The 20,120-nt window shown below is 40.2% G+C and carries 15 protein-coding genes; 4 read left to right on the top strand and 11 right to left on the bottom strand.

From position 1 onward, the window contains the following. Positions 1-91 precede the first annotated feature (91 nt). Positions 92-769 carry a glycerol-3-phosphate 1-O-acyltransferase PlsY gene (gene plsY, locus V7K69_RS15555; RefSeq protein ID WP_335035828.1) on the top strand — a complete coding sequence of 226 codons (678 nt, stop codon included), beginning with the start codon at positions 92-94 and terminating at the stop codon, positions 767-769. A gap of 53 nt (positions 770-822) precedes the next feature. Here the strand turns inward: plsY and V7K69_RS15550 are convergent, their stop codons facing one another. From V7K69_RS15550 to V7K69_RS15500, 11 genes are all read right to left on the bottom strand, one after another. Then, positions 823-1,083, bottom strand: coding sequence for a hypothetical protein (locus V7K69_RS15550; RefSeq protein WP_335035826.1), 261 nt, complete (start codon positions 1,081-1,083; stop codon positions 823-825). Between the two features lie 59 nt (positions 1,084-1,142). After that, entirely contained in the window at positions 1,143-1,382 is a 240-nt protein-coding gene (locus V7K69_RS15545; protein ID WP_335035824.1) for a hypothetical protein, read from the bottom strand. 418 nt (positions 1,383-1,800) lie between these two features. Continuing rightward, entirely contained in the window at positions 1,801-2,373 is a 573-nt protein-coding gene (locus tag V7K69_RS15540) for a hypothetical protein (RefSeq protein ID WP_335035822.1), read from the bottom strand. Between the two features lie 106 nt (positions 2,374-2,479). Next, positions 2,480-4,081: a hypothetical protein gene (locus tag V7K69_RS15535; RefSeq protein WP_335035820.1), complete on the bottom strand. Its 1,602-nt coding sequence runs from the start codon at positions 4,079-4,081 to the stop codon at positions 2,480-2,482. Further along, a complete protein-coding gene (locus tag V7K69_RS15530) occupies positions 4,078-4,782 on the bottom strand; it encodes a hypothetical protein (RefSeq protein ID WP_335035818.1) in 705 nt (234 codons plus the stop codon). Before V7K69_RS15530 ends, V7K69_RS15535 begins: the two co-directional genes overlap by 4 nt. Before the next feature lie 74 nt (positions 4,783-4,856). Continuing rightward, positions 4,857-5,657 (bottom strand): hypothetical protein, encoded by an 801-nt coding sequence (locus V7K69_RS15525; protein WP_335035816.1) that lies wholly within the window; start codon positions 5,655-5,657, stop codon positions 4,857-4,859. A 118-nt stretch (positions 5,658-5,775) separates the two neighbouring features. Continuing rightward, positions 5,776-6,825: a hypothetical protein gene (locus V7K69_RS15520; protein ID WP_335035814.1), complete on the bottom strand. Its 1,050-nt coding sequence runs from the start codon at positions 6,823-6,825 to the stop codon at positions 5,776-5,778. A gap of 149 nt (positions 6,826-6,974) precedes the next feature. Next, positions 6,975-7,793 (bottom strand): hypothetical protein, encoded by an 819-nt coding sequence (locus V7K69_RS15515; protein WP_335035812.1) that lies wholly within the window; start codon positions 7,791-7,793, stop codon positions 6,975-6,977. Positions 7,794-8,007: 214 nt separating this feature from the next. After that, positions 8,008-10,755: a hypothetical protein gene (locus V7K69_RS15510; RefSeq protein WP_335035810.1), complete on the bottom strand. Its 2,748-nt coding sequence runs from the start codon at positions 10,753-10,755 to the stop codon at positions 8,008-8,010. Continuing rightward, on the bottom strand, positions 10,703-11,080 hold the full coding sequence (locus tag V7K69_RS15505) for a hypothetical protein (protein WP_114082875.1): 378 nt from the start codon (positions 11,078-11,080) through the stop codon (positions 10,703-10,705). Before V7K69_RS15505 ends, V7K69_RS15510 begins: the two co-directional genes overlap by 53 nt. Before the next feature lie 14 nt (positions 11,081-11,094). Then, entirely contained in the window at positions 11,095-11,715 is a 621-nt protein-coding gene (locus tag V7K69_RS15500) for a hypothetical protein (RefSeq protein WP_335035807.1), read from the bottom strand. Between the two features lie 1,414 nt (positions 11,716-13,129). Between V7K69_RS15500 and V7K69_RS15495 the strand changes: the two genes are divergently transcribed. From V7K69_RS15495 to V7K69_RS15485, 3 genes are all read left to right on the top strand, one after another. After that, positions 13,130-14,593 carry a substrate-binding domain-containing protein gene (locus tag V7K69_RS15495; protein ID WP_335035805.1) on the top strand — a complete coding sequence of 488 codons (1,464 nt, stop codon included), beginning with the start codon at positions 13,130-13,132 and terminating at the stop codon, positions 14,591-14,593. Between the two features lie 437 nt (positions 14,594-15,030). Next, on the top strand, positions 15,031-18,921 hold the full coding sequence (locus V7K69_RS15490) for a DUF4114 domain-containing protein (protein ID WP_335035803.1): 3,891 nt from the start codon (positions 15,031-15,033) through the stop codon (positions 18,919-18,921). A 751-nt stretch (positions 18,922-19,672) separates the two neighbouring features. Then, positions 19,673-20,101, top strand: a complete 429-nt coding sequence (locus tag V7K69_RS15485; protein ID WP_335035801.1) for a hypothetical protein — start codon at positions 19,673-19,675, stop codon at positions 20,099-20,101. Positions 20,102-20,120 lie beyond the last annotated feature (19 nt).

Raw genomic sequence — 20,120 nt, 5'->3', positions numbered from 1 at the left:
TCTAGTATCTAGTTCTGTGTAATTGCTATAGGTGCATCTTCTTTCAAGAAATGGTATTAAGAGATATTTCTCTAGATTTTTAAACTTTATTATGGCTATCTGGTTAAGTCTGTGCAGCGTAATAGTGCTTATAGCTTACCTGCTGGGTTCTTTTCCCACTGGGTATATTGCTGTAAAGCAGTTAAAGGGTATCGATATTCGGGAAGTTGGTTCAGGTTCCACCGGCGCAACTAATGTGCTAAGAACCTTGGGGAAAGGGCCAGGAGCATTCGTTTTAGTACTTGATGCCTTAAAGGGAGTATTAGCGATCGCTCTAGTTTACTGGTTATTCAAGTTTGCCTCTAGTCAAAATTTTATTCCCGCAACGGTAGATGCACAAGTGTGGCAACCGTGGTTAGTAACCTTAGCTGGGTTAGCTGCCATTCTGGGACATAGTAAATCGATTTTTTTGGGCTTTACTGGTGGTAAATCTGTTGCTATCAGCTTGGGGATTTTATTGGCCATGAGTTGGCAGGTAGGTTTAGCAACAGCCGTTGTTTTTGCCGTCGTTGTGGCGATATCGCGGATTGTCTCTTTGAGTTCAATTGTAGGTGCGATCGCTGTTTCCATTTTCATGGTAATTTTCCATCAACCGTTACCCTATATTCTGTTTGGGATTGCCGGTGGATTATATGTAATTTTGCGCCATCGCACTAATATTGAACGACTGTTTGCTGGTACCGAGCCAAAAATTGGGCAAAAGGTAGCGACACCAGAACAAACTACATAATTTACCAAACGCAAATTGATATATATTGTCCCCAGCTTCAGCCAGGCTTAAGCTTAGGAATTAACGTTCCCTTTCATTAAACGGTGGATGAGGCGGCAAGGCCAGAAAAAAGCACCACAGATACTTACTGAAGCGATAGCAGCCACAACTCGCCAAGTCGAATTGGTTCCAGTGGCAGACTCTGAAGGGTGAGCCTGTTGTATACTTTTAGCTAGTTCTGGCACTGAACGAGATAGCTGGCTGGCTGTACCCGCCCCTTCAATTGCGGCTCCAATTAGATAAGCTACTAGGGCGATTACTAGCCAGTGATTCATAATATTCAACTGTTTGAACTCTGAGCGTATGCTTGGCAGTGAGCAATCGATTTCTCGTGCTAATGATTGCCGCCTTGCCCGAAGGATAACCGACCTTCAGCCGTATCACGAATGAGAGGCAGTTTAGATTTTATATAAGTATTAAGGCTGCTATCTGCCTGGGCATCAAGAACCTGCTTTGCCTTTAACTGCTGGAGGAGTAATTGAACTAAATCAGCATCGTCAAAATGCAGCAGGGTATTGACCTGGGTAGACTCGATTACAGCCCAAAGCTGTTGCATCATTTTCGCAGTTACCATGAGTCTGTAACCTCTTAAGCTTTTCTTTATAATTACACAGATTTTGGATTTGTGCTTTATTTTTATCTGAAGAATTATAAAGATGTCGCCTTAAAATGCCTGAGTCAGTAGGTTGGGCGTTAATAATTGTCGTTGAGATTAGGCAAAAGACAAAAGGTAAAAGGCAATAGGTATAAGGGTTTTAACCTAGTTAATTTTTATTTATATAGTTTAATTTTATTGTGCCAACTTACTTAAGCCAATATGGTTATATTATAGCGTTTTTCAATTGTATCGAACCCTTGTAGCCTCTCTTCTTTTGGAGTTGCCCATTAAAGCAATGATTTTAGAAAGAAAGCCACAATTGCAGATATGCGTAAGCATCAGCACTTTTTGTCAAAGCTAAACTTCAGTCGTTGTTGAGTGCTACTTTTGAAGTTTATCGTGGAACTTTCGCACAAGCTCCTTCTTGACCAGAAGGATCGGAAAAAATTGCTAAAGTGTGATATTCAGGATTATCTGTTCCATATATCACTCGAAAAGTATATAACTTATTTCTACCTTGCGCTTCGGTAACAACTGTTAAAAGTGTATTATTAGTAAGAGGAAGTCCAGGAATTTTCAGCTTTTTAATTCGTCTGAGTTGAATTACATTTGCTGCGGAGTTTTTACAATCTCCTGTATTAGTATTAGCTTCTTGACCAAACTGCATACATACAGGGCCATCAAAATCTAGAGTTACCTGTGATGGATCATTTAACCAAACTTTTTTAATTACTTCTCCCGATGGAAGAAAACTTAAGTTTGTTCCTTGTTGATACCAAATCTTGATTGTAGGTATTAGTCCACCTAAACCCTGCGCTTGACAGGAAAAGATGGAACGCAGAACAGCATTATTAGCACCAGCACGTCCTACCAACAATAACATAGCAACCGAGAAAATTAAGGAAGCTAGAGGTAGGAAATAAGAATTATGTGAGCTATTTCCTGACAAGTTAGTATTCTTTATCATGGTTGCAAATTAGAAGATTGATAGAACAGGTGAAAATAGGTAAGATGGCAAGAAAACTAATTACCATTACCCAATGCAAATTTAAAATTGGTATCAATCTTACCTCTTAAAACTGGGTTACTTGATTAACGTATATTTCAATATTGGTACCGGCTGGCAAAAACCAAATATTCGTTTGCTGTGACATTTGGGCGATCGCCTGTTGATTACGTTGGGCAATTTGGGGGACTACAGAGTTCAAACCACCTTCCACAACCCCGGCTGCAATATCGCGTCTGTTTTTCGTGACAGTAGTAAGAGTTGTGCTGCTACTGGTGTTGCCATCAACGGTAGTTTGTGAAGTAAGTGGTTGCAGTTCAGTATCACTACGATTTATCAACTCTGCTGCTTTCCCAATACCTCCCAAAACGAATAATCCTAAATCCATCGATGCTATGGACGAACCCTGACTGGGAAATTTATTTGCGATTAAAGGTTTACCTTGGGTAGCGCGAATAATAATTGCATTGTTAGGTAAGCTTCGTTCTATCGGGTTGCCATTATTTTGCGAGACAACTTTGACTACGTTCATCTGCAAAAGACCTTGCTCGGAGAGCGAGCTAATTTCAGCTAGAAATTCGGTATTTGCAGGTAGAGCGATCGCACCATCGGTAGATTTTAGCGGTTCTTTCAATCGAATCACAAATACGTTTTTCTGTTCACCTGTATCACCTCCACCACCGTTTGACTTGGTAGTTTCCCCAAATATTGCCGTCGCCAACACAGCTTTGGCACTACTTCCTACTGCTACAGATTTTTGTCCCTGCTGTTGCGCTTGACTGACTAGAGGAGCAGGAGTTTGCTGTTGTGGAGTTTGCTCAGGATTGGGGTTTGGTGTTTGTTGCGGCTGTGGATTATTTGGAGGTTCAGAAGCAGCTACCGTGTTATTAGGTTGCTCGTTGGCATTGACTTGACCGTAGCTACCTAACTTTGATAATTTTGTCCACTCTTCAAATGGGTTTGGTGGAGCTGGTGGAGTGATATTAACTACGGGTTGAGTGTTTGGTTTCACAACTGGTAGTTGGGGTGATGGCAGTTGAGAAGCAGGTACTCTAACAATGCGCTCAACTGTCACTGTTCGAGGTGCGTAAGCTATTGGTGGGGGTGTTGGAATCACTTTCTGTGTACCTCTGGAAGAAACTGATGGTTCTCGTAGGGCTACTTTAGGCGTTGATTTGGCAATTCTAAGTTGTTGTTGGGCAGCTTTTACCAACTGTGCTTGTTCAGTCAGGGCTAATTTCGTTTTCAGAGTATCTACTTCGACTGCTAGCTGTTGAGAGGTCGATTCATTAATTGGTTGCTCACGCACCGGTGGGGAAACAATATTTTTTGGCTTCTGATTGCTGCCACTCATCAACTGGGACAAAAACACACCACCTACTAAAACGATCGCTAAAGTAGCAGCCCCTACCAAGCCTAATTTTGCAAAGGGATTAGATGAGAGGGGTTGCTTAGTCTGAACTTCTTGTGGTTGATAAGGAGACTCTTGGGGCATTGCAGAGTCTTCCGATCCTGGAGGATCGCCAGACAAAGATTCTTCTTCTAAGCCAACCAACTTTGAGATCCGTGATTCCCAATCAAAAGATTCTAATTCTGGTTGGCGATCGTCGGTGGTTAGAGAAAATCCATTTTGAGGAGGCATTTGGGCAGGAATTGAGTATCTAGTCATGGTAAAGCTTGGTTGGGATTTCCAGAACAATTTTTATCTTGGATTTCACAGACATTATAAATTTCTAATCTGGCTTCACCAAGGCGGTAAGCTGCGAAGTGCGTCGGTAGTGGCGCATTTGGTAGTGAAGTTGCTGGTTCATCTATTGCTCTAACTAAAATTTGTTTATTAAACGAAACTGATTTTCCCAACCTATCATAACCGCTAAAAATTAATTGATTGGCAAACATCTCTACTTTCCAGTTTCCCTTACTGATTTCTGTTGGTTGAGAAATTTTTTGGATAACTAATACATTCTCCGTTCCTCTACTAACATTTTCAAATTGACTATCTGGATTTAAATTAGTAATTTCTGACTTAAGTTTTTGTTTAAAATCATCAGCTACCAGTTGAGAAGTAATTTCCCAAACCTGTGTCGGTGGCTGTTGTTGTGACCAGTTAAGCATTAAGCTCATCGTTTCACCCACAAAGCGACGAATAACCTCTGGCTGTCGCTCTAAATTTGGTTGAGCGTCTACTGTTATAGTGCGACCATCAACAAGCTGTACCAAACTTTGAGGTGTAAGTTGCCGACTTAACTGTTGTAACATAGACCCATGAAATATTAGTAAAAGCAAGGTTAATACATGTAAACCAAATGTTCCTACTGCCAAGAGTGGTAATGGGCTATTTCTCTTATTTTCTGGTTTAAGTAATTGCATTAATAATTGATTATAAAAATTGAACTATGAGTTGGGGAATTAAAAATATCTTATTTTATAAAGCTATCAGAGTTTTATCCAGCCCTGCATTGCTTTAAATTATCTTCGTTAAGGTTGTTATACCCATCTAGCAAACATAAATTACGAATTTCATAAATTTCTAGTTTATCAGTGCGGACACTATAAATTGCTTTTTGCAAGTCTGTACTGTTGTCGGCTTTGGGATTACCAAAATAATCTACTGCGCGCACAAGTAAATCTTTGTTAAAAGGAGTGACGATTTTTTCACCACCAACTCGATTTTTTTGAATTAAGTCGGCTACCATCCCCACTCGCCACTTACCTGGTGCAATTTGTTTTGGTGGATACACTCGCTTAATAACTAATTGTGATGTCATAACTTGGTTAGGATTTTCCGAGAAAACTTCTGGCGGGGTCATTTCTGCAACTGTGCTTAAGAAACCTTTGCGAAAGTCTTCTGATAAAGCAAAACTTGCTATCCAAGTGCTAGTACTAATTTTTTGGCTACTACCTTGGGGTGTTCTAATTAGAATTCCTAAATCAGATTTAGGATTTGCAACTTCTTCGATATTTTGTGGTGGTAAGGTTCCCGACCAGGTAAACATTGATATCATCGTTTTGCTGATGAATCGGCGAATTGCTTCTGGTTCTCTTGCTAAATCATCAATATTGCTTACTGGTTTACCATCTATTAATTGTACAAAGTTGGGAGGTTTTCTCAGACTAAGTTGGCGAATATTTAGCCCTTGGAATATGAATAAAAGTAAAACTAATATATGTAAACTGAAGGACGCGATCGCAAAAATTGTCAAAACACTTCCCGTTCTTTGTCTGTTTTCTAGTAGACGCACCATTTATTCATCTCCTCCTGCAAAAAAACTTCAGTCATTATATATGATGATTTGCGTATAGTCGGCAGTCAGGAAAGTAGCCAATATTGGAATAGATTATTCTTGGGAAATTTTGAGTTGCTTATATCCTCTCCTTCACTAAAGAAGCCGTATTGCTAATAGCACTGAAGACTGCAAAACCGCCAGCCGCAGCTACAAGTAACGATAAAAGTGGTGCTAAAATTCCTAGAAAAATAATAAACCACATTAAATCTGGATCAACATTAGCATCTTGACCTGGCCCATTGACAATAACTGCGGCAGTCAGTACCGCAATAATATTGAATGAAATCTTGGCGATTCCAATAGATAAAAATCCAGTCAGCCATGCGAAGATTGGTTTCCCCGCTACAGGTAGTAAAGACCCACCTACAGCTATTGGCCCTAAAGCTGCTATCAGCAACATCGTAGCTTCTATCAAATTCTGAAAGGCATATTGTAAGGAAACTAAAAAGTTTTTGATACTCGTTTGGACTGTAGAACCTAATAAAGAATTAAATGAGGTTTCTGATACAATGCCAGTGCCATATCTAATGTTATCTACCTTAGTTTGTAGTCTAATTATCCAATTTTTATTTCCATATATATCTCTATATTTTTGCCAAAGAATGTTAACTTTTTCGGCAGCTTTGACAAAGCATTGACTTTGTTGTTCGCCAGTCAGTGATTGACAAGGACGCAGCAAAGAGCCAGCTACTTCTTCGGCAACACTCATATTCAGTGCTTGCTGGTACATTTTGTCTGCATCTGCTGATACCACGACTTGCTGATTCACAGTGTTTAGAAAATTTCGCACTCCTAGTGTCAGATTAGAAAGAATACTTCCATTGGCTGAATTACTTAAGAGAATCACCACAATAAAAGGCCAAATTAAAGCTGAGATGGGACGGGTATATTCATAGGATAGTAAGTCTTTGAGGAATTGTATCATGAAAAACAACAGGGTTCCTACCGCAAAAAAAATACCCAGATTTGTCAGCGCTCCATACAAGTTATTACTGCTGTTATTTTGTAATAAATCTAGCCATTGCTTATCCCAACCTTCGGCAATACTTTGAGAGGTTGCGGCACCATTATCAAGAATCTCATCGATGCCTACTTGGGCAAAAATTTGTTGAATAGCAACTTGCATTTTGAGTTTATGGGCTATTTTCTGAGATTGCATCAGGTGCGTTAATAACCTAACCCACCCTCCTAAACTGTTTTTTAGATTTACTGTTCGTTTTTTAGAAGTTAGAATTTAAAAAAATTCTATGAATGAGATTTTTTTATTTTAAAATTCTACTTATTAACTTTTCTACCAAACAAATCTAGTTGAGAAGTTGCTCGTAAAAGTCGCGCTGCTTCTGTAGATGTTTCTACTCTCCGAGCGCGATTCGCCTCTTCTGACTGTTGGGAAATGTTTGCTAAATTTAAGTTAGAGTATTGCAAAAACTGATTAGTTTGTAATGTCTGAGCAAATGTTTCAGCTACGATTTTTACTTGTTCTTGTTGAATTTTCAAAGTTTGTAATTGGCTATTACCTAGCAATTGTGCTAAAGTAGAAATAGCTTGATCAGCAGGATTAGTTGCTTTACTGACTTGATTCACGATTGTACTAAGAAGATTATCACTATTGCGTTCTAATTCGTCAGTTTTGCTCGCAAGATTTTGCAGATTCTGCTCAGTATTTTCTAACTTTGATTTTGCCCGAATTTGTCCCTTTTCACCCAGAATTCCTACCGCTACTCCACGGGTAATTACCCGATTGAGTTCATTACTAATTAAATTTCCCCGCACTGCTGAATTATTCTCAAAGCGGCCTGCTCTTGAGTCGGAGTTAGAAGAGTAGAGAATCAAATTATCACGAACTCTTTGCCCAGCTAGAACAGGGTTAGGTATATTCAATTCTCCTCTGGCATTACTCAGAGCATTTTGACTCTGTACTTCTACAGGCTTTAAGTTGTCGCTCAGATTATATTGAAGGTAGTTTTGCAAATCTATGGAATATGATTGAAAATCAGTCCAAACCTGGCCTAATGTGCCCGTCTGAATTTGTGCCATTGCTGGTAGGATTGCCAAAGATAGTAATGTCAAAGTAAAAATGGTAGTTTTTTTCATATTTCTGTACCTGAAAAAGGTAGATGCAATTAAGTTTGCTGTAAGTAAGATTTAGAGATTTACAAGAAATCAAGTTACAAAACAAAATTAAATTCTTGTGGGTTGGACAATATGAGCGCCCTAACTAAGTTAAATGTGGAACTACATCTTTGGGGTGAATATCTTGTCCGCCTTTGCTTACGGGCGAACGAGATGTCCATGATCAACTCGACAATTAACTACTACGTAAAGTAGCGACTAACTGACGTGCAAAGGCAGAAATTGCTTCATATTTATTGTTGTGGAGTTGCATCATTTTACTCCGGGCAGTTTGTTCAGAGGGGTTATTAGCAACTGCTGCCAATTGTTCATAACCTGGATAATAACGACAGAATGTATAAATACCGTTATCATCTAATAGCCATTGGCTATAGACACCTTCTTTGCGGGGAAAAAAGCTTTCTGAAGCATTACGAGAAATAATGTTGCGGGGATATTTTAAGATATCTGCAAAACTATCCACTGCAACTGGTTGAATCCTTCCAATCAATCGTGTTGTCAAGTTTTGCAAAATTTTAGATGCAGCTTTAGATTTGGCAATGGTATCAGGATCTTGTCCCGATAAGATGACTCTGATACCGGCTTTAGCACCGTTGGCACAAATTCTGCCAACTAAGTCAGAGATTTGCTCGAATTCAAATAAAATTGGTGCTTCGTCAATAAAGAATATAGAAGCTGGACTACTTAACGCCCGTCGTAATGCTGCTGAATAGGCACTCAAAGATAGTACGGCTGCATCTTCACTATCTGATAAGTTTCTCAGAGCAAAAACTAACAGTTGTGCATCAGTAGGAAAGCTAGATGGTGCAGAAATAGCTTGTCCCACTCGGCTAGAGAGCCAAAACCGCAAGCGTAGTTGAATTTGACTCAGAGCGTCTTCTACTCTGCCACTTAAAGAATCTAGCTGCAAGTATTCTGGCGAGCAGAAATAAAGAAAATCTTTCAAGGTAGGAGTTTTCTGCCAAGCCAGAGTGCCGAATCCTCCCATCATCGCCTGTCGATATCGCTCTTGGATGCCCTCATCTGTAAAGAAGGCTTCTAAAGCTAGATTGAGCAGCGATCGCACTGTTTGCGATAAAATTTGACTTTCAGTAGACGATCCTAAAACCATTGTCATTAAAGCTGATTCTAGGAAGGCGGTATAATCGTTAAAGCGATCGCGCTGTTGTTCTGGTTCTAGCGATCGCAAATCTGGCTGCTCAAATAAGTTATTTGATTGTTTGGAGATATCAAAATAGGCTCCATTCCCCTCCATAAACTCTGTATAGTCTGTGAAAGTTGATGTGCCATCAGGTTTAGGGAAATCTAACGCCACTACAGGAATGCCATGCGCCAAAGCCTGAGTTAAAATCCCTGATACCAATACCGATTTACCAGCACGAGTTGTCGCAAATAAAGCTAAATTTTTGTGTTGATTAAACAAATCTAAATGTACGGGTGTTCCGCCTTCTTCGGCAATCAATTCAAAGCCTTCTTTATCACCCCGTTTAGTTAAAACTAAAGGCATTAATCCGGGAACTTCACTGGTTAAATATAGCTGACGACGGTTAAAGGGTGTTGCTAATAAACCTTCCCAAACTATCGGTAGAGTTTGCAGCCAAATTTTCCAGGCATATTCAGTTTCCCTAATTACCCTTGCTGGACGTTGAAAACAGTTTTCAATATATCTTGTTGCCTCATCTAATTTTTCGACAGTGGGACGATGTACCAAAATAGCGATACTCGTATAAATCGGGACTGCACCTTCAAATAATTGTTCTTGCGCCGCCACCGATTTCTTCAATTTCAATTGAGCGTTGACATCAATAGTTTTACTTTTTTCTTGAGCCATGATTGTCGTCATGTTTGACTGCTTCAGCACTCGTTGCAGAGTCGTTTTTACCATTGCTGGATTTGCGGCAGTCAACTCACAAAAAATCTCTGTATCTACTACTCTTTCTCTAGCCAACAGTTCCCATAAATAGCGTAGTTGGGAAGATTTATTTGGCCAACCTCCGGGTTTTTCGAGAAATGACAGTGCGCCAATATAACGATTATTAACGTTAACCCAACGGCGATCGGCACAAGGTACGCTAGACTCCATCAGCAAAGTTGTGCCGTGTATATTGTCTATCAGCAATTTAGTACTAGCTAAATCTGAATTAACTTGCTCATGCAGTCCTTGTTCATCTAAAGTCATCAACTGAGGAATCTCTATTGCCTCTGTATCATTAAACCTTTTCCAGACCTCTTTCCAGAGTTCATCAGCTGTCAAAGGTTTGACATCCAATCCCATTTGGTTAGATAAAATTTGTTCCCAACGCAGAAAACCCTGCTTGTAAGCATTTGTGATTAAGGTTTCGATGCGCTGATTTTCTACTTCTGAGAGTTCACCTTTGAATTTCAACCACCATGATTCAGCTTTGACTAAAAGCTTCTCTATCCAATCATCTGCATGTTGTGAGTTAGATTCAATGGTGTAAGTGACATAAATCCGCAAAAATTTTGGCTTGCGAACACCAGAAACAGTCAGTTCTTTAATTCTAGCTCTTTCTGCCATCAACAAGTATTTGATATCTCGTGATGGCGCATTTTTGATTAGTGTTGCTAATTCTTTTTGGCGTTCTTTGTCGGAACTAAAAGATCCCAAATGCAGCGTCATTCTTTCACCGCTAGGGATATCTTTTAATCCAGCTTCAATGTTATTAAAAAGTGTATCGATTTGTTCGGGTCTTAAGGTAGTATGAATTCCCTTACAGTCAAAACCAAAAACAAAGCAAAACCGATCTTTTTGAGTGCCTTTTGTCAAAAGGTACGCACCAATATCGCGTCCATTCAAGGCGACACGTAGCATTGTTGCCAAGTGTAAGGCATCTTCAAATGGTGTTAATCTACTTTCGTTTCCGGCTATGCCGACGCTTTGTTTTCCGATTTTTTGCTTCATGGTTAACTTCCAGTAAGCTTTGATAACGAGCAAAGCCTCTTGTCCAAGCGGGAACGCCAATAAATTTACTTAAAAAACTCCAACTCCTACCACCAGTTAAAATCCACCAGGTTCCTATTCCCCAACCAGTCATTAGTACTGTCCACAACCATTTTTGAAACTCTTCTTGGAAAAGACCCCCAAAAATTCCATTGATAATAAAGTAGGAGGCTAATGCAATTACCGTCCAAGGAAGAATTTGATCGGCAGGGATGGGCCCTAGAGAAGGTTGACTTCCCAGAACCTGATTAACTGGACGAAATTCTTGTTCCCGCTCTTGAGACATTTGAAATATCTGAATTATTTACTGCTATCGCCAATTACAAAGCGTGTGAGTACATCAGCAATAGTAACAGCAACAACGACTAATAGGGGAGTTCTGGCAATGCTTTGCCAATCTTCATCTTTACGCACTGCGTTGATCACACCAACCAAGGAGATTGCAATATAGAGTAAGTAAATCGCCCGCAACACATTAAATATCAAACTTACAGCTGTGTTGCTACCACCACTATTAGTTGTTGAACCATCACTTAAGGTTTTTTTGAAAAACTTTTCAGCTTCCCCAAAAAACTGTGCTTGTGCAGGGGTTGCAAAACAGTCTAACCAATAAAAACTTAGGATGACGGCTGCTGCTAGAATTTGCAATAATATTAGCGATCGCCTGGGTAAATGAAACTGCTGCCCAATTTGCTGGGTAATAACTGCAATTAAACTACCAACTAGTAAACAAAAAAGCAGGATAGGACTTTTTAGGCTGATAACGCTTACAAGTACAGCACAAGCAATCAAAAAAGGTATCGATTCAATCAGAATGAATAAACTGGATTCCAGTCCCAGTCTTAACTTATGAGATCCTTTGACAGCGCTACCAGTTAAAGCTTTGAAAAAGTTTCTCTTGTGAGAACTTTGTCTAGACATTTGCTAATTTTCCTATGGTGTACTATGAGTGTTGGTTGTTTCAAATTTTACAAGCATTACAATTTTACATGATCTAAGATTTATTTATCCTCAAATTATAAAGTTATAGCTAGCAAAGTCCTATACTATACACAAACGTGTATTAAGTTAAGTTAACAAAAGATTAATACTTATTTATTTAATTAGATATGAGGCACAACAGAAAGCCAGCGCTCAGGGCTGTTTTAAAGCGATACCTACACGGTTAAGCTCCGCTACAGGCTTAAAAACCTGGTCATGTCAAGCGAAACAATGTGCCAAGGCTACTTGTGCCAGCGATGAAGGTCAGCCCATATAAATTTCCATTGCTTGCCTGAAATAATCTAGCAATTGGATTAGTCTCAATACCGTTCGGTTCAGGAATTTTTTGGTGGGGCAGGGGGAGAAGAGAAGGAGAGGAAGAGAAGAATTACTGAACAATAACCCTCTTTCGTCCTGCCTTCTCCCAACGAAAAATTTTTATGGCGACCTACTTATAAGTTTTTGATTATGTATGATATCTAGATTTTCCGATGCCTGCGTTAGGCTATACCGACACAACTAATAAATTGCTGAAAGAACGCATTTTCGTTGATACATATTATGGTTAATTTGTAAAATATATACTCTATTAAACACTCTAAAAGAGTTTAACAAGCAAATTTATAACCTTAAGAAAAAATTTTAGATTTTACTCTGGACAGAGTAATAAAAAATCTCAAAAAAACTTGCTTTTTTAACACTGAATAAATTAAAAAAATACATTTAAGTTTTTTTAATCATTCCATAATGTAATCATGACTTGAACTTTACCTTAACACTATAGTGTTAATTCCATTGGCAAATTTCAACAGCTATTAGCCATAGCATTCTCAAAGAATTAGTGAAATCATGACTTTCCTTACTTTGTACCTTGGCAGTAGCTTCTGCAAACTGCTGGGGATATGAATGAATTAAAGAAAGTGATTTCCATAATTTCAGATAAAGTTGCCATCTGAAACAAGTAAGTCGGTAAAAATAAACGTAGCTTTTTAACAGGTTACAAGAGAGCAAAAATGTGAATTAAGGCATGATTCATAGTATCTAGTAACCAATTAATTACACTAAAGCTATGAATGTTTATTTATACAAACTTACTTAGGAATGTAGAGTTTTTGACTAGCAAAAATTACCTAATTGGGTGTATTGACTATAGTTAAATGCACTCAATATCCTTATGGATTTGCTTTTAATTCTCTCTACATTCTTAAACGCTTTGTGCAAACTTTTGATTTATCAATAATTTTTATAGTGTCAGTTTTTGTCCTTAAAGAAGGTTATTGATAATTGCCAGTTTGACACTTGATTTGGATTTGTTAGGGTTTAACACCCAAAAATTAACTTGAAGGAGCTTGACATGGTTTTCTATCGCGATCGCTTGAATAATTTAACAAGTTCAGTTTCTGTACTTGCCATCACAATTGGTTTAGTAGCAAGTCAATCTCTTAGTGAAAAATCTTTAGCTCAGACTTCCACCACTCCTCCTCCATCTGGAGTAACCTCCATAAATGGTCTAGGTGCAAGCACTGTAAATACTTTGTTTGTAGGTACAGGACAGACAAATCCATGTCCTTTTGGTTCAAAAGGCTCATGGTTTAACGTTTTCGGTGTTGGAAATCCTTCATCTCTCAATGCTGATTTAGCTGCAATCACCAACAGTTGTCCAGTTGGAACTTATGGCCCAGTCGTTAATAACGACACATTCAGATATGCTTCGGTTGGTAGTGGCGCAGGCATAACAGCTTTTTTTAATCAAACCGTACCACCAGCATCACCTGGCCCTACAATTTTAGCCCCAGTCTCGTTTGCAGCTACTGACGACCCTTTAGCAGGAACACAAATAGAACAAACAGTCACCACCGGTAGTGGAAGACCCAATAGCGGAAAAGCTATTCAAGTGCCTGTAGTAGGTGTTGGAATCACCCTATCTTACAACCGTACTGGTCTTAGCATACCAGCGGCCGGACTGAAGCTTTCCCGAAATACTTACTGTGGTATTTTAAAGGGTACTATCACAAATTGGAATGATTCCAGAATTAGAACAGATAACGGTGGCGCAGTCATTGCAGTCAACTTACCCATCAAAGTTGTACGTCGTAGTGATAATAGTGGTAGTACCTTTGTTTTAAGCACTCATCTCAATACTGTATGTAAAACTGCTGCAACTTCAACAATTCAAGCAGCTAATATATGGGATAAAGGAGTGGGTAGTATAAGTACTTCAGGTACTGTACCTCCAGCACCACCAGCCAATACAGTAGTTTGGCCAACCACCTTCCTATCTGCTTCAGGAGGTGGAGGTGTAGCCACTGCCATCACAGCCAATAATGGTGCTATTGGTTATGTGGATAGTGCTACGCGTTTAGCTAGAAGTCTACCTGCTGCACTTTTACAGAACAGAGCAAATGTATACGTTGGTCCTACAACAGCTGGAATTCAAGGCGCTTTGAGTGTTGGAACCATTGTGAAATACGGTACTGCTCCCGCTAACAGGCTGATTAGAATTGATAACTTAGCCGATCCAAACGCTGCAACTGCCTATCCCATTTCCACAGCAACTTATGCGCTGTTTTATGACGTATACCAAAACAGTACCACAGGCAATTTGATAGCAACTCATATTAGAACCTTCATTAACTGGGCTTTAGCAAATTCAACACAACCAGTTCCTCCCGCTACCAATTCCTCCAACCCAACTCCAGATCAGATAGCTATAAATCGAGGATATGCTCCTCTTCCCAACAACATCAAAACAGTGGCTAGAACTGTTGTGAATACTTGCGTAAACACTACTACTGGTGCTTCTCCTTGCACCCCTTAAGATGATAAATCTGTCTAGTACTTAACCACACCAAGTTTAATCGGTAAACAGGTTTCTAGTAAGGACTTTAGTCTTTGCCTTAAGCACCAAAGTCCTTACTAAGTACTAGCAAAAGTTGCAGTAATGAACTACTAGCAGCCTGCCGGAAAATTCAACAGTTAATTCTGTTGGCACTTTTAGCAATCATTGTTTCATTTAATAAAAACATTGTTTTAGGGGCATTTTTTTATTGAATTACCTCTAAAACAATGATTTATATAAAAAATAGGAACCTGTTTGAATAATCAAAGAAAAATTATTTTTTATGCACTCATGTCAATTAAAATACAAAATATTTTAAATTAATTGGCTTAACCTAAATTTTAACTAATACTAATGTTATTTGTTTAGAAATTTTACATCTACTCAATTGCTAATAATAAACATACGAAAAAATCATGGCTGATACATTATTCAACCTATCGTCACTAGATGGTAGCAATGGCTTTACCCTCAACGGCAGTAGTGGTGACTCATCAGGTAACTCAGTAAGTAATGCTGGAGACATCAACGGCGACAACATCGACGACCTAATTATTGGCGCACCTGGTGTTGGAAAAAGCTACGTAGTATTTGGTAGCACAAACGGCTTTAATACCAGCCTTGACCTCTCATCCCTGGATGGCAGCAACGGCTTTACCATCAACGGCAGTAGTAGTGACTCATCAGGCACATCAGTTAGTAATGCTGGGGATATCAACAATGACGGCATCGGCGACCTAATTATTGGTGCATCAGGTGCAGCTTTGGGTGCAGGGCAGAGCTATGTAGTATTTGGTAGTCGTAACAGCTTCAATGCCAACCTCGACCTCTCATCATTGGATGGCAGCAACGGCTTTGTCATTAACGGCATTAATGGGCGGAACTCAGATGGCATCCCAGACTCATCAGGCACATCAGTTAGTAATGCCGGAGACATCAACGGCGATAACATCAGCGACCTAATTATTGGCGCACCCAGTGCCGCTTCGGGCAGAGGACAAAGCTACGTAGTATTTGGTAGTAGTAGCGCATTTAATGCTAGCCTCAACCTCTCAGACCTCAACGGCAGCAATGGCTTTACCATCAATGGCAACAGCACCGACTCATCAGGCAACTCAGTTAGCAGTGCTGGAGACGTTAACCGTGATGGCATCGGCGACCTAATTATTGGCGCACCTGGTACTGGAAAGAGCTATGTAGTATTTGGCAGCACTACTGCCTTTAGTGCTAACTTTGACCTCTCAACTCTCAATGGCAGCAATGGTTTTGTCATTAACGGCAATGCCAATGACTTTTTTGGTGCCTCAGTCAGCAATGCTGGAGATGTTAATAATGATGACATCGATGATTTAATCATTGGTGCATACAATGCCGCTTCTGGTGCTGGACAAAGCTATGTGGTGTTTGGTACTACGAATGGTTTTGATGCCATTAATAACCTCTCAGACCTCGGCAGCAACGGCTTTGTCATCAACGGCATTAATGGCAGTGATGTCTCAGGTTTCTCTGTTAGCGCGGCTGGAGATGTCAACGATGATGATATTGCTGACCTGATTATCGGCGCGCCTTTTGCTTTATCTGGTGCTGGGCAGAGCTACGTAGTGTTTGGCAGTAGTAACGGCTTTAGTGAAAGTCTTGACCTTTCCAACCTTGACTCTAGCCAGGGCTTTGCCATCAACGGTATTAATACTACTGATTCTTCTGCTACTTCAGTTAGTGCTGCTGGCGATATCAACAATGATGGTGCTGACGACTTGCTTGTGGGCGCACCTGGTGCTGGGCAAAGCTATGTTGTCTTTGGGACTCCAAAACCACAACCTGAACCTGAACCTGAACCTGAACCACGACCACAACCACAAGTTATATTCAACCTATCGTCCCTAGATGGTAGTAATGGCTTTAGCATCAACGGCAGTAGTGGTGACTCATCAGGCACATCAGTAAGTAATGCTGGAGACATCAACGGCGACAACATCGACGACCTAATTATTGGCGCACCTGGTGTTGGAAAAAGCTACGTAGTATTTGGTAGCACAAACGGCTTTAATACCAGCCTTGACCTCTCATCCCTGGATGGCAGCAACGGCTTTACCATCAACGGCAGTAGTAGTGACTCATCAGGCACATCAGTTAGTAATGCTGGGGATATCAACAATGACGGCATCGGCGACCTAATTATTGGTGCATCAGGTGCAGCTTTGGGTGCAGGGCAGAGCTATGTAGTATTTGGTAGTCGTAACAGCTTCAATGCCAACCTCGACCTCTCATCATTGGATGGCAGCAACGGCTTTGTCATTAACGGCATTAATGGGCGGAACTCAGATGGCATCCCAGACTCATCAGGCACATCAGTTAGTAATGCCGGAGACATCAACGGCGATAACATCAGCGACCTAATTATTGGCGCACCCAGTGCCGCTTCGGGCAGAGGACAAAGCTACGTAGTATTTGGTAGTAGTAGCGCATTTAATGCTAGCCTCAACCTCTCAGACCTCAACGGCAGCAATGGCTTTACCATCAATGGCAACAGCACCGACTCATCAGGCAACTCAGTTAGCAGTGCTGGAGACGTTAACCGTGATGGCATCGGCGACCTAATTATTGGCGCACCTGGTACTGGAAAGAGCTATGTAGTATTTGGCAGCACTACTGCCTTTAGTGCTAACTTTGACCTCTCAACTCTCAATGGCAGCAATGGTTTTGTCATTAACGGCAATGCCAATGACTTTTTTGGTGCCTCAGTCAGCAATGCTGGAGATGTTAATAATGATGACATCGATGATTTAATCATTGGTGCATACAATGCCGCTTCTGGTGCTGGACAAAGCTATGTGGTGTTTGGTACTACGAATGGTTTTGATGCCATTAATAACCTCTCAGACCTCGGCAGCAACGGCTTTGTCATCAACGGCATTAATGGCAGTGATGTCTCAGGTTTCTCTGTTAGCGCGGCTGGAGATGTCAACGATGATGATATTGCTGACCTGATTATCGGCGCGCCTTTTGCTTTATCTGGTGCTGGGCAGAGCTACGTAGTGTTTGGCAGTAGTAACGGCTTTAGTGAAAGTCTTGACCTTTCCAACCTTGACTCTAGCCAGGGCTTTGCCATCAACGGTATTAATGCTACTGATACTTCTGCTACTTCAGTTAGTGCTGCTGGCGATATCAACAATGATGGTGCTGATGACTTGCTTGTGGGCGCACCTGGTGCTGGGCAAAGCTATGTCGTCTTTGGGACTCCAAAACCACAACCTGAACCTGAACCACAACCTCTAGAACTGACAAATAGCGGTAATGATGTCTTTAATATCAAAGGTGAGAATGATACGGTAACACTCAAAGTTGCGATCGCAGGCAGCAATTCTGAGTTAGTGAATGAATTTGGTGTATATACTGTTGATGATGCTACAGGCGAAATTGACGGTATTGCCCCAGGCGAAGCAGGTTATGCCCGCAAAGCTTTAGAACGAGGACAAGTGATTCTTTCAGCTATTGCTAATCCACCCAATGGTTTTAGCAACAATCTTCTCAATGGTTCATTAGAGTTACCATCTGATACTAATTTGAGATTTTACTTGGTCAAAAATAGTACAACTGAGAATGTGCTGACTAATATTACACCAATCAATGACGTACTGTTTTCTGACCCTTCAAATCAAAAAATTACGAGTTTAGACAACAATGCGTTCTCCTTGGCTTGGAAAGATGGTTCTGGTAATAGCACTAATGATTTCCAGAATCTAGTCGTAAGAATTCAGCCTACAAGTGAGGCGTTATCTTTGGGTACAAATCTACAAGGTAAACCACAAGGAGAATTGATTGACTTAAGAGATGTTGAACAACGGGTAACAGCTAATTTTGTTGTCAACCGAGAAGCTGAATTCAATAATTTCATCGGATTTTATAAAGTAGCTGATGAAAATGGTGGTATTGATACCAACGGCGATGGTAAGGGAGATATTCTTGTTGGCCAAGCTGGTTATACTGAAGCCGCACTGCGTCAACGCGTTGCAGGAATTGACCTGACGGTGAACAACCAAGGTACGGCAAGTTATACAGGCACTTTTGAGCCTGGTTCTATCTTTGCACCATTCATTATCATTAATGGGAGACCAGATGCTGTTTTAGATAACAATCCTAATAATAATCCAGCGGTTTACTTCCCATTCTTGGGTGCTAATAGTGACAAGGTAGATCATATTCGTCTGTTAGGGAATAATACCTTTGGCTTTGAGGATTTAGCTGGTGGAGGTGACAAAGATTTTAACGATGTTATTGTGCGAGTTAATTTGAGTGTTGCCTCCTAATTTGAGGAGTTTATAACCACCAAAAAAGGTGAACAAGGTAGTCTTGCGATCGCCAATGGATGAATCTCACAACTACTTAGGCTTGTTCACCTTTGACGTTTTTGCATAGTAGCATCTGGGGTTGGGCACTGAGGAGAAGCTAAAAATAAAAATTTGAGCAGACCAAAAGCTGTGCCCAGCTTACTTTATAAGTTGATGCGATCGCACTAACTATTCATCTTAGTAAGTTGGCGTTAAAAAAATAAGTATGTTACAAAACATAAATATGTTTAAAACCCTTACTGATTACCAATGACAAAGGACAGCCTTAGCCAGTTAGCTTTAATTTCGTCGACCGACTTTCTGTGTCTTTAATTATCTAAAAATCGGAATTAAATACAACTTAATGCTGTTGTTGACCTTGCATCTATGGGTCAGACACATTTGAAAAAAGTTCAATCGTCAACTATGTTATGATAAAATAGTTGAGAAATATTTTCGGTCATGTAACTGACTATGTAGACACCTCTCCGAATCTAAATCTCTACAAACTTTGCTTCTGGAGGTGTTTTTTGTCAGTTTATATTGCAAATTTATCCTTTAAAGATGAGAGTCTTTAAGGATTGCAAAAATTGAAATTTTTAGTGAGTAGAACTGTATTGCAATACCTGGCGTGAAACTAATACCTCTCACTTTCAAAAAATATGCTAAAAAGAACGGACAAGTTTAGTGTGTCACAAACGCAGACAACATACGGATAGTACTTAAACTTATGCCAACGGATATAATTACCCGTCCTGAGTCTCTCACAGAAGATTGTTTCTTTACTTACGCCCTTGGGACTGATTTGCACGATACTAATTCCACAGCCAAATATTTACGCAGAATCAGAAAAGAAGATAAACCTTATATCGATATAGCCGTTTCTCCCAGACCTGGCTATCGGTTTGAGGTTTGTCTTATCCCTGTTGAAGGGTTCGCTCAAGAAACAATCTTGACAAAAGATGGGTTCGCCAAAGCTTTAGCGATTATTTGTGCTGTATCTAACAAAGCTAGAAAGCGATTTCCTTCAGGAAATGGACAAGAGATTGTCCGGTGTCAATTTAGCAATTTAGCTGATGCAGTCGCTGTAGCGAACAGATTGTCTGCATTACCCTCGGATATGTATGAAACTCTCGCCAAGGTACCAAATACTTTGTGAGAGTGTGTCCGCTTTAAGA

The organism is Nostoc sp. (assembly GCF_036917775.1).
Taxonomy (GTDB): domain Bacteria; phylum Cyanobacteriota; class Cyanobacteriia; order Cyanobacteriales; family Nostocaceae; genus Nostoc.
The sequence above is the reverse complement of the archived record's forward strand: the minus strand, read 5'-3'. Positions and strand labels throughout refer to the sequence as shown.